General features: G+C 70.4%; 19 protein-coding genes. 11 read left to right on the top strand and 8 right to left on the bottom strand.

Annotated elements, in window-relative coordinates; translation table 11 throughout:
* Positions 1-2: 2 nt before the first annotated feature.
* The 3 genes from ASE44_RS11860 (at position 3) to ASE44_RS11850 (ending at position 9,308) form a co-directional block, all read left to right on the top strand.
* Positions 3-1,970: a glycoside hydrolase family 127 protein gene (locus ASE44_RS11860; RefSeq protein WP_056780043.1), complete on the top strand. Its 1,968-nt coding sequence runs from the start codon at positions 3-5 to the stop codon at positions 1,968-1,970.
* A gap of 203 nt (positions 1,971-2,173) precedes the next feature.
* Complete coding sequence (locus tag ASE44_RS11855) at positions 2,174-8,434, top strand: Ig-like domain-containing protein (RefSeq protein ID WP_235522592.1); 6,261 nt, start codon at positions 2,174-2,176, stop codon at positions 8,432-8,434.
* 166 nt (positions 8,435-8,600) lie between these two features.
* Entirely contained in the window at positions 8,601-9,308 is a 708-nt protein-coding gene (locus ASE44_RS11850; RefSeq protein WP_056009782.1) for a DUF805 domain-containing protein, read from the top strand.
* A gap of 78 nt (positions 9,309-9,386) precedes the next feature.
* On the opposite strand, the gene ASE44_RS11845 is transcribed toward ASE44_RS11850, so the two are convergent.
* The gene (locus ASE44_RS11845) at positions 9,387-9,830 is read right to left on the bottom strand and encodes a YciI family protein (RefSeq protein ID WP_056780040.1); all 444 of its coding nucleotides are present in this window, start codon (positions 9,828-9,830) and stop codon (positions 9,387-9,389) included.
* Between the two features lie 214 nt (positions 9,831-10,044).
* Here ASE44_RS11845 and ASE44_RS11840 point away from each other — a divergent pair, with 214 nt between their 5' ends.
* Both ASE44_RS11840 and ASE44_RS11835 read left to right on the top strand, forming a co-directional pair.
* Complete coding sequence (locus tag ASE44_RS11840) at positions 10,045-10,248, top strand: three-helix bundle dimerization domain-containing protein (protein ID WP_056009776.1); 204 nt, start codon at positions 10,045-10,047, stop codon at positions 10,246-10,248.
* Between the two features lie 153 nt (positions 10,249-10,401).
* Entirely contained in the window at positions 10,402-11,202 is an 801-nt protein-coding gene (locus ASE44_RS11835) for a sugar phosphate isomerase/epimerase (RefSeq protein ID WP_056009774.1), read from the top strand.
* 89 nt (positions 11,203-11,291) lie between these two features.
* Here ASE44_RS11835 and ASE44_RS11830 read toward each other — a convergent pair whose 3' ends face one another.
* Positions 11,292-12,581: an HNH endonuclease signature motif containing protein gene (locus ASE44_RS11830; RefSeq protein WP_056780036.1), complete on the bottom strand. Its 1,290-nt coding sequence runs from the start codon at positions 12,579-12,581 to the stop codon at positions 11,292-11,294.
* Between the two features lie 74 nt (positions 12,582-12,655).
* Positions 12,656-14,692, bottom strand: coding sequence for a beta-galactosidase (locus ASE44_RS11825; protein WP_056780033.1), 2,037 nt, complete (start codon positions 14,690-14,692; stop codon positions 12,656-12,658).
* Between the two features lie 227 nt (positions 14,693-14,919).
* Here ASE44_RS11825 and ASE44_RS11820 point away from each other — a divergent pair, with 227 nt between their 5' ends.
* The 5 genes from ASE44_RS11820 to ASE44_RS11800 all read left to right on the top strand — a co-directional run bounded on the left by ASE44_RS11820 (position 14,920) and on the right by ASE44_RS11800 (position 20,862).
* Positions 14,920-16,221: an ABC transporter substrate-binding protein gene (locus ASE44_RS11820; RefSeq protein ID WP_056780031.1), complete on the top strand. Its 1,302-nt coding sequence runs from the start codon at positions 14,920-14,922 to the stop codon at positions 16,219-16,221.
* Between the two features lie 184 nt (positions 16,222-16,405).
* Complete coding sequence (locus tag ASE44_RS11815) at positions 16,406-17,275, top strand: carbohydrate ABC transporter permease (RefSeq protein WP_235522636.1); 870 nt, start codon at positions 16,406-16,408, stop codon at positions 17,273-17,275.
* A 3-nt stretch (positions 17,276-17,278) separates the two neighbouring features.
* Positions 17,279-18,184, top strand: a complete 906-nt coding sequence (locus ASE44_RS11810; RefSeq protein WP_082455980.1) for a carbohydrate ABC transporter permease — start codon at positions 17,279-17,281, stop codon at positions 18,182-18,184.
* 79 nt (positions 18,185-18,263) lie between these two features.
* Positions 18,264-19,277 (top strand): LacI family DNA-binding transcriptional regulator, encoded by a 1,014-nt coding sequence (locus tag ASE44_RS11805; RefSeq protein WP_056009767.1) that lies wholly within the window; start codon positions 18,264-18,266, stop codon positions 19,275-19,277.
* Between the two features lie 148 nt (positions 19,278-19,425).
* A complete protein-coding gene (locus tag ASE44_RS11800) occupies positions 19,426-20,862 on the top strand; it encodes a glucose-6-phosphate dehydrogenase (protein WP_082455979.1) in 1,437 nt (478 codons plus the stop codon).
* Between the two features lie 65 nt (positions 20,863-20,927).
* Here the strand turns inward: ASE44_RS11800 and ASE44_RS11795 are convergent, their stop codons facing one another.
* A complete protein-coding gene (locus ASE44_RS11795) occupies positions 20,928-22,109 on the bottom strand; it encodes an alcohol dehydrogenase catalytic domain-containing protein (RefSeq protein ID WP_056009765.1) in 1,182 nt (393 codons plus the stop codon).
* Positions 22,110-22,199: 90 nt separating this feature from the next.
* The gene (locus tag ASE44_RS11790) at positions 22,200-23,126 is read right to left on the bottom strand and encodes a LysR family transcriptional regulator (protein WP_056781142.1); all 927 of its coding nucleotides are present in this window, start codon (positions 23,124-23,126) and stop codon (positions 22,200-22,202) included.
* Positions 23,127-23,198: 72 nt separating this feature from the next.
* Between ASE44_RS11790 and ASE44_RS11785 the strand changes: the two genes are divergently transcribed.
* Positions 23,199-24,137, top strand: a complete 939-nt coding sequence (locus ASE44_RS11785) for a DMT family transporter (protein ID WP_056780028.1) — start codon at positions 23,199-23,201, stop codon at positions 24,135-24,137.
* Between the two features lie 6 nt (positions 24,138-24,143).
* Here the strand turns inward: ASE44_RS11785 and ASE44_RS11780 are convergent, their stop codons facing one another.
* The 3 genes from ASE44_RS11780 to ASE44_RS11770 are packed head-to-tail and all read right to left on the bottom strand — an operon-like array spanning position 24,144 to position 25,665.
* The gene (locus ASE44_RS11780) at positions 24,144-24,497 is read right to left on the bottom strand and encodes a hypothetical protein (protein WP_056780025.1); all 354 of its coding nucleotides are present in this window, start codon (positions 24,495-24,497) and stop codon (positions 24,144-24,146) included.
* A complete protein-coding gene (locus tag ASE44_RS11775) occupies positions 24,497-25,117 on the bottom strand; it encodes an Asp23/Gls24 family envelope stress response protein (RefSeq protein ID WP_056011709.1) in 621 nt (206 codons plus the stop codon). The genes ASE44_RS11780 and ASE44_RS11775 overlap by 1 nt, the downstream gene beginning before the upstream one ends.
* Positions 25,114-25,665, bottom strand: coding sequence for an RNA polymerase sigma factor (locus ASE44_RS11770; RefSeq protein ID WP_056780022.1), 552 nt, complete (start codon positions 25,663-25,665; stop codon positions 25,114-25,116). The genes ASE44_RS11775 and ASE44_RS11770 overlap by 4 nt, the downstream gene beginning before the upstream one ends.
* Positions 25,666-25,669: the final 4 nt, after the last annotated feature.

Genomic DNA, 25,669 nt, shown 5'->3' with positions numbered 1-25,669 from the left:
CCATGAGCACCACCATCAGCAACACGTCGACGCACACCGCCCTGAGCATGGCTCCGGTCGTCCCCACCACCGGTGCGCTCTCCCCACTCGGGCTGGACGAGGTCCGGATCACGGACGGGTTCTGGGCCGACCGCCAGCGCGTGAACGGCGCCGCGACCCTGCCGCACGTCGAGCACTGGCTCGAGCGCGAGGGATGGCTCCGCAACTTCGACCTCGCCGCCGCGGGCACCCTCCCCGAGGGTCGCCGCGGGCGGGAGTTCGCCGACTCCGAGGTCTACAAGTACCTCGAGGCCGTCGCGTGGGAGCTCGGACGGCTCGGCGGCGACGATGCCTTGGAGTCGCGGTTCCGCAGCGTCGTCGACCGGGTGGCCGCCGCCCAGGAGGCGGACGGCTACGTCAACACCCGCTTCGGGCGCCCTGGGCAGGGTGAGCGCTGGTCCGACCTCGAGTGGGGTCACGAGCTGTACTGCCTCGGTCACCTCTTCCAGGCGGCGGTCGCCCGGGAGCGGACGAGCCCGGGCGCCGACGACGGCCTGCTCGGCATCGCGACGCGCGCCGCCGACCTCATCTGCGAGGTCTTCGGCACCGACGGCATCCAGTCGGTGTGCGGGCACGCCGAGGTGGAGGTCGGTCTCGCGGAGCTCGCCCGGGTGACGGGGGAGTCGCGGTACCTCGACCTCGCCTCGCTTTTCGTCGAACGGCGCGGCACCGGGGTCCTCGCGGACATCGAATACGGCCGGGCGTACTTCCAGGACGACGTCCCGATCCGCGAGGCCGAGGCACTGCGGGGTCACGCGGTCCGCGCCAACTACCTCGCCGCAGGGGCGACGGACATCGCCGTCGAGCAGGGCGACACCGGTCTGCTCGAGGCCCTCCGCGGCCAGTGGGACCGCACGATCGCGCGCCGCACCTATCTGACCGGTGGTCAGGGCTCGCACCACCAGGACGAGGCGTTCGGCGAGGACTTCGAACTGCCGTCCGACCGGGCCTACTCCGAGACCTGCGCCGGTATCGCGTCGATCATGTTCAGCTGGCGGCTCCTCCTCGAGGACCGCGACGTCCGGTACGCCGACCACATCGAACGCGTCCTCTACAACGTCGTCGCCACGTCGCCGTCGGCAGCCGGCACCGCGTTCTTCTACGCCAACACGCTGCACCAGCGCACGCCGGGGGAGTCGAGCCCCGACGACGAGGTGTCGCCACGCGCGTCGTCCTCCGAACGTGCGCCCTGGTTCGACGTCTCCTGCTGCCCGCCGAACGTGGCCAGGACCCTCGCGAGCCTGGCCGCCTTCGTCGCGACGAGCGACGACCACGGCGTGCAGATCCACCAGTTCGCGTCGGCGACGATCGACACGACCATCGGTGGGGCGCACGGCGGGCGGTTCCGTGCCGAGCTGGTGACCGACTACCCGCGTTCCGGAGTCGTCTCGTTGCGGATCCTTGAGGCGCCGCGTGACGCGGTGACCGTCTCGATCAGGGTGCCGTCCTGGGCCGATGACGCACGCCTGTCGGTCACGCCGGCAGGCGGCGCGGAGGAGACGCAGGACGTCGCCCCCGGGTACGCCGACCTCGCCCGCGTGTTCGCCGCGGGCGACGTCGTCGAGCTGTCCTTCGGCATGCGGCCGCGGGTCACGCACCCGGACCCGCGCGTCGACGCCATCCGCGGCGCCGTCGCGATCGAGCGGGGCCCCGAGGTCTACTGCGTCGAGTCGGTCGATCTGCCGGGAGGCGACGAGACGCTCGCCCGCATCGAGATCGTCCCGGACGCGGGTGTCGAGGAGGCGGCCGACGGGCGCCTGACGGTCGCGCTCCGTGCCCGCCCGGTCGTCGACGCGGCTTGGCCCTATGCCGAGCGCTTCGACGCACCACGGCACGCGGAGTCGTTCACCGCGACCATCGCGCCGTATCACTCGTGGGCCGAGCGTGGCCCGTCCACCATGCGCGTCTGGATCCCCACGACGCGGAGCTGACCGACGCTCGACAGGCCAATCGGATCGCCCGACACCACCCCGGATCGCAAGGATTTCGGGGCGGTGTCGGGCGATTTCGCATGCTCCTTCATCCCGCTTCCGCACGGTTTTCCGAAAACTCCGAAAAGCCTTGCGGGAGCTGTGAGTGTCCCGATAACCTCCCCGGGAGTGTCCTACTCACCGACGAGAGGGAATCAGACAGCGTGGTCAGAACACAGCACACCACCCCCGAGCGGGGGTCGCGCAGATGGCGCGGCGGGATCGCGGCGACAGCCGTCCTCGCCGTCATCGGAACGACCTTCCTCACGGCGCCGGCACAGGCCGCGAACGCCGACATCGGCTACCCGACGTTCTCGGGCAGCGACACCCCCATCCCGGCGACCGGCACGGGGTACACGGCCGGCAACCAACTGCAGGCCATCTTCGACGCGGACGTCGCGGCCGGCGCCGGAGCCCTCGGCGGCCCCGACTTCTGGATGGACCGGATGCTCCAGCGCACCGGCACCACCGGCAGCTTCGGCGACGACAACCAGTGGCTGTTCAGCCGAGGTCGCGCGGTGTTCATGAAGGAGCACGACCCCTCGAAGCTCGGCTTCGGCGGTCAGGTCGCCTACTGGGAGGCCATCGACGGCAAGGCGGCGTACACGATCACGGCGAAGGTCGACGGCACCGACGTCACCCTCACCGAGGACACCGCGAGCCGCGTGCAGACGCCGAGCTACTGGCGCAGTGTGCACCGTCACGCCGCCACCGGGATCGAGGTCGTCCAGACGAAGTACATCACCGACGCGAACGTGGCCGTCACCGGCCTCGAGGTCCGCAGCACCAACGGCGCGCACACCGTGCAGCTGACCGCGACCTCCGCCTACACGACGACCGTCGAGGGCGACGAGCTGACGGGCGTCGTCACGGCGGCCAACAAGCTCACGACGATCTTCCCGCGGCTCTCCGGCGACGGCTTCACCCCGGACGGCGGCGGCATCACGACCAGCCTCGCCGTCCCGGCCGGCGGCACCGTCTCCACCAAGGTGCAGCTCGGCTTCGTCACCGACGAGATCGCCGAGTCGCGCACGCAGTACGACGCCGTCCGCGGCCTCGCGCCCGACGCCTCGTACACGGCGCAGGTCACCGCGTACAACCAGTGGTGGGCCGACAACGTGCCCTTCCTGGACACCCCCGAGGACAACATCGACAAGACGCTGTACTACCGCTGGTGGCTCATGCGCTTCAACTTCCTCGACGCGGACATCCCCGGCAACGACTACCAGTTCCCCACCTCGATGGAGGGCGTGCTCGGGTACAACAACGCCATCGTGCTCACCACGGGCATGTTCATCGACGACCTGAAGTACTTCCGCAACCCGATCTACTCCTACGGCCCCTGGGTGTCGGCGGGGGAGACCTCGAAGAGCTACAAGTTCGTCGACAACCCGGGCGACCCGGCCAACTGGTCGAACAGCTACACGCAGTACATCTCCGAGGCCGCGTGGCGCTCGTACCAGCTGCACGGCGGACCGACGGCGATCGCCGAGAACCTGGCGGAGTACGCCGAGGACGACGTGAAGGGCCTGCTCGACGCCTACGACACCGACGACAGCGGCCTCATCGACTACAACTGGGGTGCGATGACGGGTAACGACGCCGACGCGGTGTCGTTCCACGAACGCCCGAACGCCTCCATGGACCGCACCGAGAACGCGTACCTGTACTCCAACGCGCTCGCCTCAGCCGCCGCCTACCGGACGGCCGGCAACGAGGCGAAGGCCGTCGAGATGGACGAGTTCGCCCAGGGCATCAAGGACAAGGTCGTCGAACTCCTCTGGGATGCCGACGCGAAGGTCCTCAAGCACCGGTTCACGTCCGACGGCAAGCTGGCGAAGTGGAAGGAGATCAACAACTTCTACCCCTTCACCGTCGGCCTCATGCCGAAGCCGGGTGACGCGGACTACGCCGACGACTACGTCAAGGCGCTCGACCTCTTCGCGGACGACGCCCAGTACCCGATCTTCCCCTTCTACACGGCGAACCAGGCCGACCAGGCGGACTACGGCGGGCCGGGCAGCAACAACTTCTCGGTGATCAACTCCACCGTGACGTTCCGCATGCTGGCGAAGGTGCTGCGCGACTACCCGACGAAGGCGATCGACGCCGAGTGGTACAAGAAGCTCCTGTACTGGAACGCCTGGTCGCACTACCAGAACGGCGGCGACAACCGCCTGCCCGACCAGAACGAGTTCTGGTCCGACGGCGACGCCGACCCGCAGAACATCGGCTACCGCTCCTGGATCCACCACACGATCCTCGGCGCGACGAACTTCACGATGATCGAGGACACCATGGGCCTCCGTCCGCGGAGCGACGCGAAGATCGAGCTCGATCCGATCGACATCGACTGGGACCACTTCACGGCGAACAACATCGCCTTCCGCGACCAGGACCTCACGATCACCTGGGATGCGCCGGGCGGTGAGCGCCACTACGGCGACAGCGTCCCGGAGGGCTACTCGGTGTTCCTCGACGGCAAGCTCGCCTTCACCATCGACTCCCTGAGCAAGGTCGTCTACGACCCCGCGACGGGCACGGTCGAGGTGGCGGACGACGTCACCGTCCTGTCCTCGACGACGGCCTCGCTGCAGGCGCCGCAGGACGTCTCCTTCGCCGCCGGTGACCGGGTCGTCGACCTGTTCGCCAAGGCCGGCGCCGACGTGGACCCGGCCAGCGCCGGATCCGCGAACGCCGCCGAGGGTGCCGAGGTCAGCGCGAGCTTCTCCGCGTCGAGCCGCCCCGCCACCGCGGCGGTGGACGGCACGACCGCCAATGAGCCTTTCTGGGGCACCGCGGGGTCGCCGAACGCGAAGGACTCGCTCGTGGTCGAGCTCGGAGGCACCAAGACCTTCGACGACGCCCGGGTGTACTTCTACAACTCCTCCTCCACCGCCACCGTGCAGGGGTACTCGGAGCCGGCGACCTATTCGCTCGAGGTCCGGAACGGCGACACCTGGACGGCGATCCCGGCCCAGGCCCGTGGCCCCGTCTACCCGCGTGCCAACTACAACCACGTCCAGTTCCCCGAGGTCACCGGCGACGCCGTGCGACTGACGGTCAACCACGCCGCCGGGTTCAAGACGGGGGTCAAGGAGCTCCAGCTCTTCGCGACCGGCGTCGAGGCACCGGCGTCCACCAACCAGGCTCCCTCGGTGAACGCCTGGGTCGACCAGGCGAACTCGGCCGGTGGCACGCTCGCGCTCGTCGGCGAGGTCAAGGACGACGGCCTGCCGCTCGGCGACGTGACCTCCTCGTGGAGCGTGGTCGACGCGCCGCAGGACGGTCTCGTCATCTTCGGCGACGCCACCTCGGCGTCCACGACCGCGAGCTTCACCGCGGAGGGTTCGTACACGCTGCGCCTCACCGCGAGTGACGGCGAACTCACCAGCACGAAGGACCTCGTGGTCCAGGGCGCGGTGTCCGCGGGTGGCCAGAACGTCGCCCGTGAGGCCACGCCGACCGGTGAGTTCACGGCGGGGTGGAACAACGTGAACGCCGTCAACGACGGCACGGTCCTCCACAGCGGTGGATCACAGGCCGATGTCTGGGGCACCTGGTCGGGCAGTCGTCCGGCCACGAGGTGGCTGCAGTACGACTGGGCGAACCCGGTCCGGGTCGATTCCGCGACGGTGTCGTTCTGGGCCGACCAGACGAACCCCTCCTCGGGCTCCGGTGTGAACGTGCCGAAGGCCTGGAAGGCGCAGTACTGGACGGGCGACGCCTGGGCCGACGTCACGGGCGCGTCCGCGTACGGCGTCGACCGCGATGCTCCGAACGCCGTCGAGTTCGACGCCGTGACCACGACCAAGCTCCGCCTCGTGCTGAGCGCGGCCGGTCCCGGCACCGGAGCCGACCCGTACGCCGGTGTCGCAGTCAGCGAGTGGGAGGTGTTCGCTGTCGCCCCGACGGCGATCGAGCCCATCGACGTGCGCACCACCACCGGTGTCGTGCCGACGCTGCCCGCGACGGTCGACGCGACCTTCGCGGACGGCAGCCACGCCGACCTCCCGGTCTCGTGGGCGTCCATCCCACCCGAGCAGGTCGCGGGTGAGGGCAGCTTCGCCGTCGTCGGTCTCGTGACCGGTTCAGCGGTGCCCGCGAAGGCGACCGTCTGGGTGCGGACGACCGCGCCCGGCCAGATCAACGCCGTCGATCCCGTCGCGGTCACCACCGCGGCCGGGGTCGCCCCAGCCCTACCGGCCTCACTCGGCGTCCTCTACAACGATGGGTCCCGCGAGGACCTGCCGGTGACGTGGGCGACCGTCGACCCGGCGGCGTACGCGGCCGAGGGCGTCTTCGAGGTCACGGGAACGGTCGACTCGGCCATCCCGGGGGTGAAGTCGGCCACCGCCACGGTGACCGTCGGTGCCGGCGGCGGCGAGGAGGACGACACCGCTCCGGTGGTCGCGCTCATCGTCGACCCGGCAGCCCCGGCTTCGGGTTGGCACCCGGGAGCGGCGACCGTCTCGGTCACCGCGACCGACGACCGAGACTCGGCGCCCGTCATCGAGGTGTCGGTCGACGCCGCCGCCTGGGTCCCGTACACCGGCCCGATCGCCGTGAGTGGGGACGGTGTCCACACCGTCGCCGCCCGCGCGACCGACGCCACCGGCAACCGCTCCGCCGCTGCCGACGTCGCCGTCCGGATCGATGCGACCGCACCGCAGGTGACCCCCGTCGCCGACGCTGCGGCCCGCACGGTCAAGGCGACCGCGACGGACGCCGGTTCGGGCCTCGCCTCCATTGAGGTCCGCATCGGTGATGCGCCGGAGTGGACGCCCTACACCAAGGCGGTCCTCGTAGGCCTGGAGGAGACCACGGTCCACCTCCGTGCCACCGACACAGCCGGCAACGTCTCCGCGGAGACGAGTGTCGTCGTGCCGAAGAGCGACGGTCAGCTGCGCCGGAACGTCGCGATCGGAGCCGTCCCCACGGCCTCGTTCACGGCCGCCTGGAACACGGTCGACGGCCTGAACGACGACGTCGCTCCGACCTCGTCGGGTGACGTCACGCCGAACGACAACGCGAGCGTCTGGGGCGCGTGGCCGCAGATCGGTCAGCAGTGGGTCCAGTACGACTGGGCAGAGGCGGTCACCGTCGGCGAGACCGGGGCGTACTTCGTCTCGAACCTCGACGATGCCGGTCTGGGCATCGAGGTCCCCAAGTCGTGGAAGGCGCAGTACTGGGACGCGGAGGCCGGCGACGGCGTCGGTGCCTGGGTCGACGTCGAAGCGCTCGGCGCCTACGGGACCGAGGTCGACGCGTTCAACACGGTCGCCTTCACCCCGGCGACGACGACGAAGCTGCGTCTGCTCCTCGAGGCGAGCGGCACCGAGAGCGGCAAGGGCAGCCTGGGGATCAAGGAGTGGCAGGTGTTCGAGGCGGCCGACCAGCCGGTCCCGGACGTCACCGCCCCGGTCGTGACCACCGCGGTCACCCCCGAGCGACCCGCCTCCGGTTGGTTCCGTGAGGACGTGAGCGTCTCGGCGACCGCCGTCGACGATCGCGACCTCATCGCGACCCTCGAGGTCCGGGTCGGGACCGGCGAGTGGGCGGCGTACACCGGTCCGGTCGTCGTGACCGCTGACGGGGCCACCACGGTGTCCTTCCGCGGGACGGACGCCGCCGGCAACGTGTCGGAGCCGTCGGTGGTCGAGGTGCGGCGCGATGCGACCGTCCCGACGGCCGCTGCGACGGTCGACCAGACCGCCCGCACCGTCACGGTGACCGCCGAGGACGCACACTCCGGTGTCGCGTTCACGGAGGTCCGGGTCGGCGACGGGGCGTGGACCACGTCCACCGCGCCGGTCGCGGTCGGCGATGCGGCGACCACGGTGGCCGTCCGTGCCACCGACGTCGCCGGCAACGTCTCGGAGTCCGTCTCCGTCGACGTCCCGGCGAAGCCCGTCACGCCGGAACCGACGCCGACCCCGGTCGACCCGGAGCCGACACCCGGTCCCAGTGAGCCGAGCGGCTCGCTGACCGGTGACGAGGTGCTGCGACTCGGTGTCACGAGCGTGGCCCCCGGCGGAGCACTGCCGGTGTCGCTGACGGGAGCCCAGCCGGGCGCGGTGTTCCGCGTCGAGCTGCGGTCGACGCCGGTGACGCTCGGCACGCTCACGGTGGGTGCCGACGGCACGGCGAACGCGGTGTTCACCGTCCCGTACACGATCACGGCCGGCGTCCACACGCTCGCCCTGGTCCTGCCGGGTGGTGAGGTGACGGCGCAGGTGACCGTCATCACGCCGGGTGCCAGCACGCCGGACGCCATCGCGTCGACCGGTGTGCCCGAGGAGGCCGGTACCTTCGGCCGCCTCGCCGCCCTCGCGGTGCTCCTCGGAGCCGCCGCCGTGCTGATCGCCCGCCAGCGGGCTGGACGCACGCCGCTCGAGCGCGGACCGGCGGGACCGCTCGGCTGATCCGTGGGACAGGCCCGGGGAGCGTTCCGCTCCCCGGGCCTGTCGCCCTCTCCGGTCCCTGAGCTCCCCCTCCGGTCCCTGAGCCTGTCGAAGGGCGCCCCCACTCGGCCCCGGCAGCCGGTCGCGCCATACTGGTGTCACCTCGACCCGCGATCCGGAAGCAGCCATGACGTATCCTCCGAACCCTCAGTCGCCTTCTGGTCAGGCCCCGTACGGCCAGCAGCCGTACGGCCAAGCCCCCTCCGGCCAGCAGCCCTACGGCCAGCCCCAGTACGGCCAGGCCCCCTACGGCCAGCCGCAGTACCAGGCACCCGCGCCTCGCGGGGCCACCTCGCCGGACGACCTGTCCCTGCCGCTCTACGGCGCGACGTTCAGCCAGGCGAGGCGACGCTTCTTCAAGCAGTACGCGGACTTCTCGGGTCGTGCATCGCTCAGCGAGTACTGGTGGGCCAGCTTGTTCACCACCCTCGTCATGCTCATCCCGACGCTGTTGGTGACCATCGGTGCGGCCCTCGTCGCGGTCACCGCCACGACGACGGCCGTGCAGCAGCAGTCCCGGTACGACAACGGGTACACCGGGGAGTTCGACGGGGTCGACCTGGGTGCCACGGGCATCGGTGTCAGCGTGATCGTCCTGATTGTCGGGGTGGTCCTGTTGCTCATCGCGTGGGTGGCGCTCTTCGTGCCGAGCCTCGCGCTCACCTGGCGTCGCCTCCACGACGCAGGCTTCCCCGGCACGTACTACTTCTTCACCCTCGTGCCGTCGGTGGGCAGCGTGATCGTGCTCGTCATGGTGCTGTTGCCGTCGAAGCCGGAGGGCCAGCGGTTCGACGTACCGGCCCAGGCGCCTGCTCAGGTGCCGGCCAAGGGCTGAACCGAACCTCACGCGGGCAGGGCGGCGACCTTCCGGAGGAGGACGTCGCGCTCGCGCTCGTTCGTGGTCGTGCCGGGCTCAGGCCGGGTCGGCAGCGGGCTTCGGTGTGCCCTCCTGAGCGCGCCACTCCTCCTCCTTCTGGAGGTACTCGTTGTCGGCGTGGTCGGCGAAGTCCGACATGTCGGTGATGCGGCGCACCTCGATCTTGTTGCCGGGGGCGAGCGGCGCACGGCTGGCCCACTCGATCGCCTCTTCGCGGGTCGCGACCTCGATGGTCCAGAACCCGTTGAAGAGTTCGTGCAGTTCGCCGTAGGGGCCGTCGGTCACGATCGGGGCCTCCGTCGTGAACTCGACGACGGCACCCTGCGCGGCGTCGGTGAGGCCGTCGCCGCCGACCATGACGCCGGCGGTGATCATCGACTCGTTGTAGGCGCCCATCGCGTTGATGACCGCTTCGAAGTCCATGTCCTCGAGCTTCTCGACGGATCCGCTGTTGCGCATGATGAGCATGTATTTCGACATCGTCTTCTCCTGGTTTCCGGGGGCGCGATCGCCCGCCTCACTACGACGTCGAACGGCGGATGTGGAAATCGACATCGCGGACAGGATAGCTCCGGCGGGCGTCCGACGGGGAGGGTGAACGGGGCGCTGCCGGGAGGTGTCCGGCGCGCGAACAGCGGCGGACGGAAGCCGAGGTTCACAGCCCGGACAACACCTGTGGGCCGATACTGGAGGCATGGCAACCGACATCGACCACGAAGAGATCATCCGTCAGCTCACCGAGAAGCTGAGCGACAAGTACTCGGGGGTCGATTCCGCCCGGATCGGCGCGCTCGTGCGCGAAGAGGTCAGCGCGCTCGCCGAACGACCGGTGCAGGACTATGTGACCGTCCTCGCCGAGCGCGCGGTCAAGAAGACCCTGAAGCGCTCCGAGAAGTAGCGGCGGGGCCGCATCGGCTCGCTCGTGCCCAGCCTGGGTCGATAGACTCGGCCCGGGTACTTTTGTCGATCTGTCGACAGAAGCGGTCCGACCGGCGTCGGTGACGCGGTGGACCGCCCCTCGGTGCCCGCCCGAAGCTACGAAGGAGTACCCATGAGCGCACCGTCCGTGCAGCTGTACACCGTCCGCGACGCCATCGCCGAGGACCTGCAGGGCGCCGTCGCCCGCATCGCCGAGATCGGCTTCACCAAGGTCGAGCCCTACGCGTTCGTCGAGCGCGCCGCCGAGTTCGAGACGGCGTTCGCCGCCGCCGGCGTGACGGCGCCGTCCGGCCACGCGCCCGTCATCGACGCCGCCGACCCGGCCGTCGCATTCGACGCCGCCTCGCGGCTCGGCATCGGCACGGTCATCGACCCGTTCATCCCGACCGACCGCTGGCAGACCGCGGACGACGCCGCTCGCCTCGCCGAGCGGGTCAACGAGCTCGCCGTCCAGGCTGCCGCCTCCGGCTTGAAGTTCGGGTACCACAACCACAACTGGGAGTTCTCGACCCACGTCGACGGTCGCCCGATCTTCGAGCTGTTCGTCGAGCAGCTGTCGCCCGAGGTCGTCCTCGAGATCGACACCTTCTGGTCGACCGTCGGTGGTGCGGACACCCCGGCGTTCCTGCGTTCGCTCGGCGACCGCGTGCAGTTCCTCCACATCAAGGACGGCATCATCTCCGGAGACATCGCCACCGCACTGCCGAGCAGCGAGAGCGCACTCGTCGTGCCCGACGCCCTCGCGCAGGCGTTCGCCAACCAGCAGCCCGCCGGCCAGGGTCAGGTCGACATCCCGGCGATCCTCGCCGCCGCGCCGCACGCGACCCGTGTGGTCGAGTTCGACGGCTACAGCAAGGAGATCTTCGGCGGCGTCGCCGAGTCCTTCGCCTGGCTCGCCGAGCACGACAAGTAGCACGCACCTCGACACTTCGACAGGCTCAGTGCGGCGCAGCTCGGTGACCGGGCTCCGGTCCCTGAGCCTGTCGAAGGGCACGCTCTCGCTCAAAACGGCGGATCGGCGTCCGGTTCCGTTCGATGCCGTTTGCCGTCAGGTGTCGTCCAATCCAGGACCCCATCGGGCCGGTGGTCGAGCGACCACCCGGGCAGGTGCTTCAGCCGATGGTGATGTCGGCACACGCAGGCCAGATTGCCGACACTCGTCGTTCCGCCGTCGGCCCAGGCGACCGAGTGGTCGAGGTCGCAGGCCCGTGCCCGCCTCCCGCACCCGGGTGCCCGACACGTGACGTCTCGCAGGCGGACCGCCCGTTGGAGATCCGCGGGCACGCGGTATTGCTGCCGCCCGACCGAGAGGACCGAACTCGTCTCCGGGTGGGTGAGCACCCGCGTCATCGAGGGCGCATTGACCGCGAGCCTCGCCGCGGTCTCGGGGTCGATCGGGCCGTAGCCGTCCAGGATGGACGGGGTCTCGGTGACCCCCAACAGGCTGAGTACGGGCACGGTGAGGTTCACCGTGGGCTGGATGTCGTCGAGCACCTCCACCGGCCGGGCGATCGGCGACCGCCGGCCCTGGTGGGCGGTCTGGTCGGCTGTGGTGACGCCGCTGATGCAGAGCGAGCCGAGTGCGTCGGCACGCAGCTGCTGGCAGGTGCGGTCGTCGTTCGTCAGGTGGGCCGCGCCGACGAGCGCGTCGAGCCGTTCTCCGATCGCGATGGCGACGGGTGCCGTGGTGAACAGGTGCACCCACGCCATGCCGTCGGCCGCGGGCTCGAGCTCGACCCGTCGGTCGGCCTCGGACCGGGCCGCACGCACCGTGATGGACTCGGGGTGCAGGCGCTCGCGAAGGACTCGACACCGCTGCTGCAGCCGCGCGACGGTCGACTGCTCCGCGATGGGCAGGATCCTCTCCACGAACGCGGCGCGACCGTGCGCGGGGATGTCTCGGAGCTGATCGGTGATGGTCCGCGCGTGACGGCCCGAGATGCGGCCGTCCTCCAGCGCACGGAGGACAGCCGGGGCATCGGTGACGAGCCGTTCGGCGTCGCCGGTGGCCCGTTGCACGGTGTGCTCCGAGGAGCGGGTCGCCATGGCGAGTGCGGCGCAGGCGGAACGACGGACGAGCGCCTTCCGCTGCGCGGGCGTCTCGTCGTGCGAGACCAGGCTGTCCGCCATCGCGTCGGCGAGGGCGGCCGACCTGGCGAGCAGTCGGGCCTCCCTGGCGTCGAGCGCGGCACGCTCGCGCGCGATGGTGGAGAACTCGTCGGAGAGCTCCGCGAGCTGCTCCTCGAAGACGTCCACCGCACGCAGCGGGAGCGTGGTGGAGGTCTCGGTCATGACTCCAGTCCACCACCGACCACTGACATTCGAGATGACCAGTACGCGGCGGGGGGTGTCCCCGCCGCGCCGCCCTACCCGCGCAGCGGCGTCCGCACCACCCGCACGGCACCGGCCGGGATCCGCACCGCGCCCGCGACCACCGGCTCGCCGGTCAGCAGTTCGACGGTGCCGTCGGTCACGAGCTCCGCGTCGGCGTCGCCGTGGTTGATCGCGACCGTGAACGACGCCTCGTCGCCCCAGCGGGTGACGACCTCGAGTCCGAGGGCCGGCACCGGCGGTGCGTCGACGCCGGCCTGCTCCAGGGCTTCGGACAGCAGCTCCGACAGCCCCGCCTCGTCGAGCTTCGTCGAGACGTACCAGGCGGTCCCCGCGCCGAAGCGGTTGCGGGTCACCGCGGGGCTCCCGGCCGCCGGTCCGGAGCGGTACGAGGAGACGGCCTCCGCGCCCTCCAGGACGATGTCGTCGGTCCAACTCGATCCGGTGCGACCGTCGTCGAGCTCGACGGTCTCGTGCTCGTGGAGCGGCAGGAACTCGGGGACGGAGAGTCCCAGCACCCGGCGGAACGCACCCGGCGCGCCGCCCTCCCACACCGCGTCGTGCTCGTCGACGACGCCCGAGAAGTACGACACCACGAAGCTGCCGCCGTCCTCGACGTAGCGGGTGAGGTTCTCGGAGGTCTCGTGATCTGCGAGGTACAGCGACGGCGCGAGGACGAGGCGGTAACCGCTCAGGTCGGCGTGCGGGTGGACGAAGTCGACCGTGACGCCGGCCCGCCAGAGGGCGGCGTAGTAGGCCTCGACGCGTTCGCGGTGGTCGAGTTCGACGGAGGGGCGCCACTCCAGGTCCTGGGCCCAGAACGACTGCACGTCCCAGAGGATCGCGACCTCGCTCCGCACGCGAGAGCCGACGAGTTCGTCGAGGCGGCCGAGGTCCTGTCCGAGGGCGACGACCTCGCGCCAGATCCGGCTCTCGGTGCCGGCGTGGGGGAGCATCGCCGAGTGGAACTTCTCCGCACCGGAGCGGGAGGCACGGAACTGGAAGTAGAGGATCGCGTCGGCGCCGCGGGCCAGGTGGCTCATGCTGTTGCGGGCGAGCTCCCCGGCACGCTTCGCGATGTTCCGCGGCTGCCAGTTGACGGCCGACGTCGAGTGCTCCATGAGGATCCACGGGTCGCCGCCGGCGAGGGAGCGGGTCAGGTCGGAGTCGAGGGCGAGCAGGATGTGGTTGTCCGCGCGCTCGGCGACGAGGTAGTAGTCGTTGGCGACGATGTCCACCTCGCGACTCCAGGCCCAGTAGTCGATCGACCGGCAGTTGGTGGCCATGAAGTTCGTCGTGACCGGAACGTCCGGCGCGTGGCGCTTGATGATGTCGCGTTCGGCGACGTAGCACTCGAGCAGGGTGTCGGAGGTGTAGCGCGCGAAGTCGAGGCGCTGCGTCTGGTTGACGACGGAGGCGGACACGCGCGGGGCGTCGATCTCGTCCCACTCGCCGTAGTCCTGGCCCCAGAACCGGGTGCCCCAGGCCGCGTTGAGGGCGGCGACGGAGCCGTACCGACGCTGCAGCCAGGCGCGGAAGGCGAGCACGGAACCGTCCGAGTAGTCCTCGCTGATCGGTGCGCCGTACTCGTTGTGCACGTGCCACAGCACCACGGCGGGGTGCGATCCGTAGCGCGCGGCGAGCTGCTCGGTGATCGCCGCGGCCGCTCGACGGTAGGCGGGCGAGCTGGGGCTCGCGATGCCGCGTGAGCCGTGGCCGAGCCGTAGGCCCTCGCGGGTCACGGGGTGCGCCTCGGGGTACCGCTTCCAGAACCAGGCGGGCGGGACGGTCGTCGGGGTCGCGAGGTCGACGGAGATGCCCGCGTCGTGCAGGAGGCCGATGATCTCGTCGAGGAAGGTGAAGTCGTACTCGCCCTCGCGCGGTTCGAGGACCGCCCAGGAGAAGATGCCGACGCTCACGAGGTCGACACCGGCGGCCTGCATGAGGGCGATGTCCTCGAGCCAGGTCTCGCGCGGCCACTGCTCGGGGTTGTAGTCGCCGCCGTAGCGGAGGCCGGTGCTGCCGGGGATCCAGGTGGCCTGGGCGGTGAGCGGGTCGAGCTCGATGGTCATGCTGCGTCTCCTGTGACTCAGTGGGCCGAGAGGGATCCGGTCGATCACCTGGCTGTGTGCGCTCCCAGTTCTATCACAGCCCGGTCTGCCAGCGGAGTGAGCAATCTGATTGTTGACAAGCTGAATTCGGTGTGAATAACTGTAACCGCTCACAGGTACAACGACGTTCTCCATCGAAGCGTCGCTGCCCCGCACCAGAGCGCCCCAGCTTTCGACAAGGAGGACGAATGCGCAGCACGCTTCGCCACATCGGCATCGCCACGGTCGCCACGACGGCTCTACTGCTCTCCGGATGCTCGGCATCCTCGGGCGGCACCGAGTCCGGCCCCGTGAAACTCACCTACTGGGCCTGGGCGCCCAACCTCGAACAGGTCGTCGAGCTGTGGAACGAGGACCACCCCGACATCCAGGTGGTCGTGCAGAAGCAGGACGGTGGAGACCCGGCCATCACCAAGCTGCTCACCGCGATCAAGGCCGGCAGCGGCGCACCCGACCTCATCCAGGCCGAGTACCAGAAAATCCCGACGCTCGTCGCCTCCGACGCCCTCGCCGACATCTCGGAGCAGGGCGCAGCAGACCTCAAGGACGACTTCTCCGACGGCGTCTGGAACTCCGTGACGCTCGGTGGCGACGCGGTCTACGCCGTGCCGCAGGACTCCGGCCCGATGATGGCGTACTACCGCACCGACATCCTCGACAGCCTCGGCCTCAGCGTCCCGACGACGTGGGACGAGTACGCCGAGGTCGCCCGTGCCGTGCACCAGGCCGACCCGACGAAGTACCTCGGCACCTTCTCCGCGAACGACGCGGGTTGGTTCGCCGGACTCGCGCAGCAGGCGGGTGCCTCCTGGTGGTCCATCGACGGCGACAGCTGGGGCGTCGACATCGACGCCGGCCCGACCGAGCAGGTCGCGTCCTACTGGGGTGAGCTCGTCGAAGAGGGCGCCATCGACAACAAGCCGATGTACACGCCCGAGTGGAACGCCGGACTGAACAACGGCTCGCAGGTCGGCTGGATCTCCTCCGTCTGGGCCCCCGGGGTCCTCGGCGGCAACGCTCCCGACACCGCGGGCAAGTGGACCGCAGCAGAGCTCCCGCAGTGGGACGCCTCGAAGCCGTCCAACGGCAACTGGGGTGGTTCGTCCACCGCGGTGACGACGCAGTCGAAGCACGCGGCCGCCGCCGTCGAGTTCGCCACCTGGTTGAACACCGACCCGAAGGCCGTCGCGGCCCTCGCCGACGTCTCGGGCGTCTACCCGGCCGCGACGAAGGTCGCCGCCGACGCCCTCACCACGTCGCCGGAGTTCTTCAGCCAGCAGAGCGACTTCTACGACATCGCGTCGAAGGCCTCAGAGTCGGTCGCGCCGTTCACCTACGGCCCGAACGTCAACGTCGCCTTCAGCGCGTACAACGACGAGTTCGCGAAAGCGGCCGAGGCGAAGACCGCGCAGGCCTTCTCCGACGCCGTGGCCGCGATGCAGTCCATCACCATCGACGACCTGAAGAAGAGCGGCTTCTCGGTCAAGTAGTCCCCGCGGGGCCGGCTCACCGAGTCGGCCCCGCTCCCCGCTCCCGCACTCGACCCAAGGACCCGGCATGGCTGCACCATCGACGCTGGACACGATCCGGCCCACCCAGGACCCGCCCCGCGGCTCGCGCCGCCCGGCCCGGTCGCGCAAGAACCTGAAGAACCGGGTCCTCATCCCGTACGTGATGCTCGCCCCCGGCATCATCCTGTTCCTCGTGTTCATGGCCGCGCCCATCGTGTACACGCTGTTCCTCAGCTTCCAGAAGAAGCAGGTGACGGGCCTCGGCCTCGGCTCCGGTGGACGCACGACCGCGTTCGCCGGTTTCGAGAACTACCTCGGCGCCTTCGGCGATGCGGAGTTCGCGGCGAGTGTCGGCCGGGTGCTGCTGTACGGCCTCATCCTCATCCCGTGCATGCTCGGCCTCGCACTCCTCTTCGCGCTGCTGCTCGACTCCCGGCGCACGCGGGCGGTCTCCTTCTCGCGGATCTCGATCTTCCTGCCCTATGCGGTGCCCGCCGTGATCAGCTCGCTGCTCTGGGGCTTCCTCTACCTGCCCGCGGTGAGCCCCTTCTACGCGATCTTCGACAGCCTCGGGTGGAACGCCCCCGAGATCCTGTCGTCCGGCACGATCATCTTCGGCATCGCGAACATCGCCCTCTGGGGTGGCGTCGGCTTCAACATGATCGTCATCTACACCTCGCTCAAGGCCGTTCCGAGCGAGATCTACGAAGCCGCCCGCATCGACGGTGCGAGCGAGGTCCAGATCGCCCTGCGGATCAAGATCCCGATCGTCGCCCCAGCCCTCGTGATGACCGCGCTGTTCTCCATGGTCGCGACGCTGCAGGTGTTCGCCGAACCCACCACGCTCCGACCGCTCACCAACAGCCTGTCCACGAGCTGGTCGCCACTCATGCTCGTCTACCGCGACGCGTTCACCCGCGACGACATCTACTCGGCCGCCGCGACCTCAATCATCATCGCCGTCGCCACCTTCATCGTCTCCTTCCTCTTCCTCCGGGTCGTGCAGAAGCGAGCCTTCGGTCAGGAGGACTGACACATGACGACCACCCTTCGACCCGACAAGACGGCCAGCCCGCGTCGCCGCGAGCGCGCCGGCAGCACGACCATGCGGTCCGACCGCCCCAGCGGGATCTCGACCGGCATCCTCATCCTCGGCGCGATCTACTGCCTGTTCCCCGTGTTCTGGGTGCTCATGGCGTCGACGAAGAGCAGCGGCGAGCTGTTCTCCACCTTCACCCTCATGCCGAGCACCCACCTGTTCGACAACATCGTCGAACTCACCCAGTACCGGGACGGACTGTTCTGGCGCTGGATGGTGAACACGGCGCTGTACGCGGGCATCGGTGCGATCGCCTCCACCTGGGTCTCCGCGATCTCCGGCTACGTGCTCGCGAAGTTCGACTTCCCCGGCAAGCGGACCGTCTTCAGCATCCTGCTCATGGGCGTCCTCGTGCCCGGCGTGATCCTCGCGATCCCGCAGTACTTCCTGCTCGCGAACGTCGGCCTCACGAACACGTTCTGGGGTGTGCTGCTGCCGCAGATCATCAGTCCGTACGGCATCTACCTCGCCCGCATCTACGCGGCCGCAGCCGTGCCGACCGACGTCATCGAGGCCGCCCGCACCGAGGGTGCCGGCGAGTTCCGGATCTTCGGACGGATCGCGATGCCGATGATGCTGCCCGGCCTCGTCACGATCTTCCTGTTCCAGTTCGTCGCCATCTGGAACAACTTCATGCTGCCGTACATCATGCTCGGCGACGACTCGCTGTTCCCCATCACCGTGGGGCTCAACGGGCTCCTCAACCAGGGCGCCTCGGCACCGGCGCTCTACACGCTCGTGATCACCGGTGCGCTGCTCGCGATCGTCCCGCTCATCCTGATCTTCCTCATCCTGCAGCGGTTCTGGCGCGTCGACCTCGCCGCCGGCGCCGTGAAGGCGTGAGGCACGGTGGCGTGAGGCACGGTGGCACGCGGTGCAGCGCCCATCGGACCGCGGAACGCCCCCGCACTAGGCTGACGGGATGACCACCGTCCCGTCCCGTCGGCGCCCGACGATCGACGACGTCGCGGAGGCCGCCGGTGTCTCCCGTGGCACCGTCTCGCGGGTGCTGAACGGCGGCCGATGGGTGAGCCAGGACGCGAAAGCCGCGGTCGACGCGGCCATCCGCAAGACCGGGTACCGGGTCAACCCCCACGCCCGCAGCCTCGCCACGAACCGCACCGGCTCCGTCGCGTTCCTCCTCACCGAGAACCACCAACTGCTCTTCGAAGACCCCAACTTCTCCATGCTGCTGACGGGGGCCGCCCAGGCGCTCGCCGAACGGCAGCTGTCGCTCGTGCTCATCATGGCGGGCAGTGCGGCCGAGCAGGAGCGTGCTCTCGCGTACATCGAGGCCGGACACGTCGACGGCGTGCTGCTGGTCTCGGCGCACAGCGGGCAGCGACTCATCAGTGACATCGTCGACTCGAAGGTGCCGGCGATCGCCTGTGGCATCCCGCTCGGATTCCAGAAGCGTCTCGGCTATGTGGCCGCCGACGACCTCGAGGGGGCGCGCGAGATGGTGGCCCACCTGCGGAGCCTCGGCCGGGAACGCATCGCGACCGTCGCCGGTCCGGCAGACACCCCGGGAGGGGTGACCCGGCTCGAGGGCTACCGGCTGGAACTCGGCGACGCATTCGACGAACGGCTCGTACGGCACGGCGACTACGGCCGGGCGAGCGGCGAGGCCGCGATGCGCGAGCTGCTGGCGGCCGACCCCACGATCGACGCCGTGTTCGTCGCCAACGACCGCATGGCCGCCGGCGCGATCGACGCCCTGCACGCCGCCGGGAAGCGGGTCCCAGAGGACGTCGCCGTCGGCGGCTTCGACGACTCGAGCATCGCGCTCGGCACCGAGCCGGCGTTGACGACCATGCGGCAGCCGTTCGAGCGGATCAGCGCCGAGATGGTGCGGTTGCTGCTGCAGGTCATCGAGGGCGAGCGCCCCGCGGCGATCACCCTCCCGACGGAGCTCGTGGTCCGCGACTCGGCGTGAGCCCTTCGACAAGCTCAGGGACCGGAGTGCGGCTCGATGACCGGCGTGCCCTTCGACAGGCTCAGGGACCGGAGTGCGGCTCAGTGACCGGGGGCTCGGGCCACCGCAACCCCGAGCGTCTCGCAGCCGGTTCGGTGAGGATGGGACCATGAGCGATCAGTCCGACACCACCACTCAGCCCGATCCCGACGACCAGCCCGGCATCCCCGATGCGGAATCCCTCGAACCCACGAAGCGCACCATCGCGATCCTCGGCGCCAACGGCGACCTGGCGAAGCGGCTCCTGATCCCCGGCCTCGGCGAGGTCGTCGACGCCGCGCGCGGTCTCTCCCTGCAGATCATCGGAGCCGCCCGCACGCCGCAGTCGAACGAGGAGTGGCGGGCCACCGTGCGGGCGAGCCTCGAGGACGCCGGCATCGGTGACCGGACCGTCGACGCGCTCGTGTCGACCACCGAGTTCATCCCGACCGACGCCTCAGACCCGGACGAACTCCGAGCGCTCCTCGACGCCTGCACCGGCTCGCCGATCCTCTACATCGCCCTGCCGCCCTCGGCCGGACGCAAGGTCGCCGAAGCCCTCGCGCAGATCGACCTGCCCGACGACCTCCTCATCGCCATCGAGAAGCCGTTCGGCGACGACCTCGCCGACGCGCAGGCGCTCAACGCGGCGCTCGCCGACGTCGTGCCCGAGGAGCGGCTGTGGCGGATCGACCACTTCCTCGGCAACGCGACCGTCCTCGGGATGCTCGGCCTGCGCTTCGGCAACCGGCTGCTCGAAGCGGGCTGGAATGCGGAGCAGATCGAGAAGGTCGAGATCTTCTACGACGAGGAGCTCGGTCTCGAGGGTCGCGCCAAGTTCTACGACCAGACGGGGGCGCTGCGCGACATGCTGCAGAGCCACCTCCTCATGGTGCTCGCGCTCACGGCGATGGAGCGGCCCGACGCGGTGACGCCGACGGACGTCCACGACCGCATCGCCGAGGTCCTCGGGGCGGTGCGCCTCTGGAAGGACGACCCGTCGACCGCCCGTCGCGCCCGCTACACCGAGGGTCGGGTGGGCGAGCGCTTCTTCCCCTCCTACGTGGACGAGCCCGACGTCGACCCCGCGCGCGACACGGAGACGCTCGCGCAGATCCTCCTGCAGGTCGACACCCCGCGCTGGCAGGGCGTGCCGTTCGTCCTGCGCTCCGGCAAGGGCATCAGCGACCCGCGTCGTGAGGTCGCCGTGCACTTCCGTCGTTCCGCGGTGCCGACCGGCCTGGACGCTCCCGACGGACCGTCCGACACCGTCCTCCGCATGTCGCTCAAGGGCGGCGCCGTGCACCTGGACCTCATCGTCACCGGCGCCGACGACGTGGACGGGCTGCGGCGCGTCGAGCTGGAGGCCGACCCGGGTGCGGCGACCCTGAGCGCCTACGCGCAGGTCCTCGCCGGCCTGCTGCAGGAGAACACCCTGCTCTCGGTCCGCGGCGACATCGCCGAGCAGTGCTGGCGCATCGTCACCCCCGTGGTGAACGCGTGGGCCGCGAGCGAGACGACGCTCGAGGAGTACGAGGCGGGGAGCGCCGGTCCGAGCGACTGGTGACCCAGGACTGACACGAAACGACCCGCGCCGAGTGATCGGCGCGGGTCGTTTCGTGCGGTCAGCGGTTATGCCGAGGGCTTCAGGACGACCTTGATGCAGCCGTCCTCCTTCTTCTGGAACGTCTCGTACATGGCGGGAGCCTCGTCGAGCGGCACCCGGTGCGTCGCGAGGTCGAGGACGCCGAGCGGATCGGCGCTGTCCTCGACGAGCGGCAGGAGCGTCGGGATCCAGCGGGCGACGTTGCACTGCCCCATCCGGAGTGACACCTGCTTGTCGAACATCGACTTCATCGGCATGATGTCCGCCTCACCGGCGTAGACACCACTGAGGGAGACGACACCGCCACGGCGGACGAGGTCGAGTGCCGTGTGCAGGGCCGCGAGGCGGTCGATGCCCGCGTGCTCCATCGCCGGGCGGGCGACCGCGTCGGGGAGCAGCCCGACCGCGGTCTGCGCGGCGGCGGCGACCGGTGAACCGTGCGCCTCCATGCCGACGGCGTCGACCACGCCGTCGGGTCCCCGTCCACCGGTGGCGTCACGGAGTTCCGCGACGAGGTCGTCGGACAGGTCGAGGGCGCGGATGCCGTGTCGCTCGGCGAGCGCGCGACGCTCCGGGACCGGGTCGACGGCGAAGACCTCGAGGCCGCGGTGCTTGGCGATGCGGGCGGCCAGCTGGCCGACGGGACCGAGACCGAGCACGGTGATCGAGCCGCCCTCGGGAACCTCGGCGTACTCGACGCCCTGCCAGGCCGTCGGGAGGATGTCGCTCAGGTACAGGTAGGACTCGTCGGGCAGCTCGCGGCCGACGACGATGCAGTTGGCGTCGGCGAGCCGCACCTGCAGGAACTCGGCCTGCCCGCCGGGCACCTGGCCGTAGAGCTTCGTGTAGCCGTACAGCGAGGCGCCGCTGCCGTGCTCGGTCACCTGGGTGGTCTCGCACTGCGACTGCAGGCCGTTGCGACACATGAAGCACTCGCCGCACGCGATGGTGAACGGGATGACCACGCGGTCGCCGACGGAGACGCGGGTGACCTCGGAGCCCACGGCTTCGACGACGCCCATGGTCTCGTGGCCGAGGACGTCGCCGCGGTCGAGGAACGGGCCGAAGAGTTCGTAGAGGTGGAGGTCGGAGCCGCAGATGGCTGCCGAGGTGACGCGGATGATCGCGTCGGTCGGGGCGGTGATCGCGGGGTCCGGGACGGTCTCGACCGACACCGAACGGCGACCCTGGTACGTGAGTGCGCGCATGGATGCTCCTTCGTCGTTGTCCTTCCACCCTGCGCCTCCCGAGGCATGGGCGACGGGGGGTGGACGTCTTGTCGGAGGGCTGATACGTGGTCAGCGGGCTGCGTCGACCGCCACCCGCAGGAGTGTGGCGAGCACCGTCCGGACGGTGGTCCGCGCCATCGCCTCGGGCCGCGCCAGGACGTCGACGTGGCGGACGAGGACGGCGCCCGCGACCGGGCGGAGGACCATGCCGTCGACCGCCAGGGGAGCGGCGGTCGTCCGCGGCATGACCGCGATCGCGGCACCGGTGCGGACCACCTGGGCGGCGACGGAGAACTCGTTGATGCGGTGGTCGATCCGCGGCGCCTGCCCGCTCATGGCGCCGAGGTGGTGGAGCACCCCGGCGAGCGGGAAGCCCTCGTGCGTGGAGATCCAGGGTTCGTCGCGGAGGTCTTCCGGGCGGACCTCGGGCTGCGCGGCGAGCGGGTGCGCCTCGTGCATGGCGATGTCGAGTGGTTCGACGAGCAGCGGGGTCACGACCAGCCGGTCGAGCGGCCAGGCCGGTTCGTGGGGGAGGCGGTGGGCGACCACGAGGTCGTAGTCGGCGGTGAGACTGGCGAAGCGGTCCTGGGCGACGTCGGCGTCGGCGAGCAGGAGGCGCGGGACGGGGCCGGCCGGCCCGGTGCTCCCCGGGGACCCCACCGCGGTCAGCAGGGGGCCGAAGAGCGCGAGCCCGGCGCTGTGGAACGCGGACACGCTGACCGGGCGCTGCTCGTGCTGGAGGAAGGAGTCGACGGCCTCCCGCGCCTCCGCGAGCGCCTCCTCCACCCGTGCGGCTGCGACGGCGAGAGCCTCACCGGCCTCGGTGAGCACGAGCCGTCGGCCACGTTTCTCGGTGAGCGGCACCGGCAGGGTCGCCTGCAGGGCGGCGAGCTGCTGCGAGACGGCGGAGGGGCTCACGTGGAGCGCCTGGGCGACGGCGACCACGCTGCCGCGGTCACCCAGTTCGCGGAGGAGTCGGAGTCGGGCCGGGTCCATGCGCATCTCCTTCATCGTCGATCCAGACACTGGCCGTTGTTCTACCGGGTCCGTCTCCAGGAGAGTAGCGGCATGGCCCGCCGCGCACCCGCTGAACTCCTCGTCGACATCCTCCTTGTCGGCGTGGCTGCCGTCTGGGGTGCGAGCTTCCTCGCCGCCAAGGACCTCGCGGCGGTCACGGGGGTGCCGTCAGCGGTCGCCCTCCGGTTCCTCGTCGCGGTGATCGCGGTCGGAGTCATCTGCCTCGTGCGCCGGGAACGGTTGCCGCGCGGCCGCGGGTTGCTCATCGCGGCGGGACTCGGCTGCTCGCAGGCGGCGATCATCGGCCTGGAGACCTGGGGCGTGCACCTGACGTCCGCGACCAACGCGGGGCTGCTCATCAGTCTCGCGCTCGTCATGACCCCCGTCCTCGACGGCGTCGCCTCGCGATCCTGGCTGCCGCGCTCCTACTTCGTGGCGGCGGTCGCCGCCGTGGTCGGCGTGGCCCTGCTCGTGTCCGACGGAGGTCTCCGCGCACCCACCGCGGGCGACGCGCTCGTGATCGCCGCCGCGGTCGTCCGTGCCGTCCATGTGACGTCGAGCGCGCACCTGACGCGGGGCCGTCGGGACAGCACCCTCGGCGTGGTCCTCGTCCAGATGGTCGTCTGCGCTGGTGCGTTCTCGCTGCTCGCCGGCGGTGGGCTCGCGACGGCCGTCTCCCGGCTCGACGCCCGCGGTTGGGTCGACGTGCTCTTCCTCGGCCTGCTGTGCTCGGTGTTCGCGTTCGTCGTCCAGCTGTGGGCCGTCCGCCGGACCTCGGCGTCCCGGGCGAGCATCCTCATGGGGACGGAGCCCGTCTGGGCGCTGCTCGTCGGTGTGCTCATCGCCGGCGAGGCGATCGGGCCGCTGGGGGCGTTGGGCGCCGCCCTCATCATCGTCGCGAGCTACGCGGGCCAGGCGATCGAGCGACGCCACCGGCAGCGCACCGTCGGCACCGCACCACCGTCGCAGCAGGAGCCGGCGCCGGTCTGAGACGGGTCAGCGGATGGGGGCCGCGCCCTCCTCGATCCGGCACACCCGGACGTCGATCCCGGTGATCGCCGCCGCACCGTCGCGCTCGAGCAGGACCGAGCGGATCGCATCGCCGACGAGCCGCGTGGTCGCCGGGACGGGCGCCCCGTCGGTCACGCCGATCGTCACGCGCACCACCACGGCGCCGTCGTCCCCACGGGTGACGGCCACCTTCGCGGGTTCGTCGTCCCGGCCGAACGCCTCGGAGGCGACACGCAGCACGGCCCGGACCGGCGATCCTGACGCGTAGACCGCCGTCACGCCCGGCGTCGCGGCGACGGCGGTGGTCAGCAACCGCGAGAGTTCCACCTCGGTGTCCATCAGGAGTCCTCCGGCCGCATGAGGCGCTGCGTGTGGATGTCGATGATCGTGACGTCGACGGCGGTGACGTTGAGCTCGGTGTGGATCGCGAGTTCCGCGGTGACGCGATCGCGGATCCGCTGCGACAGCTGCTCCAGGTTGTTGCCGAAGGCCGCCGAGGCCGTGATCGCGACCGTGACCGGTGCGTCGAGCACGGTGACGTCGCCGTCGAGGCGGACACGTCCGATGATCGCGCCGCCGACGTCGTCGCCGACCCCGCGGATCAGGGTGCGGACCGAGCCCTCGGTCAGGTGCAAACGCACCTCGGGATCCGGGTGTCTCAGGGGGATGTCCCGACCGGCGTGCGCCTCGAGCGAGATGTTCTGCAGCACGGCATGCATCCAGGAGCGGTCGTGCTCCGAGTGGGTCGCGGCTTCCGACTTGAGGAGCGCCCAGGTCTGGGTGCGGAGTCGCAGTAGGGCGTCTAAGGCGAGCTGGCAGCCGGGGGAGTCCTCGATGCTCGCGTCGCGCGGTTCACGGCCGCGGTCGAGGTACTCGGACAGTTCGTCGATCGTGTGTCCGTCGAGGTCCGCGCCGTCGAGACCGTCGAGGGTCGCCTCGGGGTCGACGTCGTCGTTCATCGCCACACCTCCATCTCGCGCAGGACGGTCTGTCTGGCCCGGGCGAGCTGCCCACGGACCGTCGACGCCGGCACGCCGAGCGACTCGGCGATCTCCACGTAGGAGAGGCCGCCCGTCTCCTTGAGCATCCAGCACTCGCGCTGCATGGCGGGGAGACCGTCGAGGACCGCGGCGAGGGCGCTCATCTGCATGCGCACCTCGACCACGCGCTCCGGGGACTGATGGGACGGTGCGGGGGCATTCCAATCCTCGATGTCGCTGTGTTCGCGTCGGCGTCGGAGGCGGTCGATCGCGCGGTTGGAGACCATGCGCATGAGCCAGGACTTCACGGCGTTCGGGTCGTTCAGCCGGTCCAATTGTCCCCAGGCCTGGATGAGCACGTCCTGGACGACGTCCTCCGCCTCGGACCGTTCCCCGAGCACGCGCACGGCGTACGCCCGCATGAGGGAACCGTGTCGGAACACGATCACCTCGAACGCGGCGACGTCTCCGTCGGCGGCGCGTTCGGCGAGGATGCCGTCCGGGAGGAGCTCGAGTGAGCGCTTCACGGAA

The sequence above is a fragment of the Plantibacter sp. Leaf1 genome (genome assembly GCF_001421315.1).
GTDB lineage: Bacteria > Actinomycetota > Actinomycetes > Actinomycetales > Microbacteriaceae > Plantibacter.
This window is presented reverse-complemented; position numbering and strand designations above follow the sequence as displayed.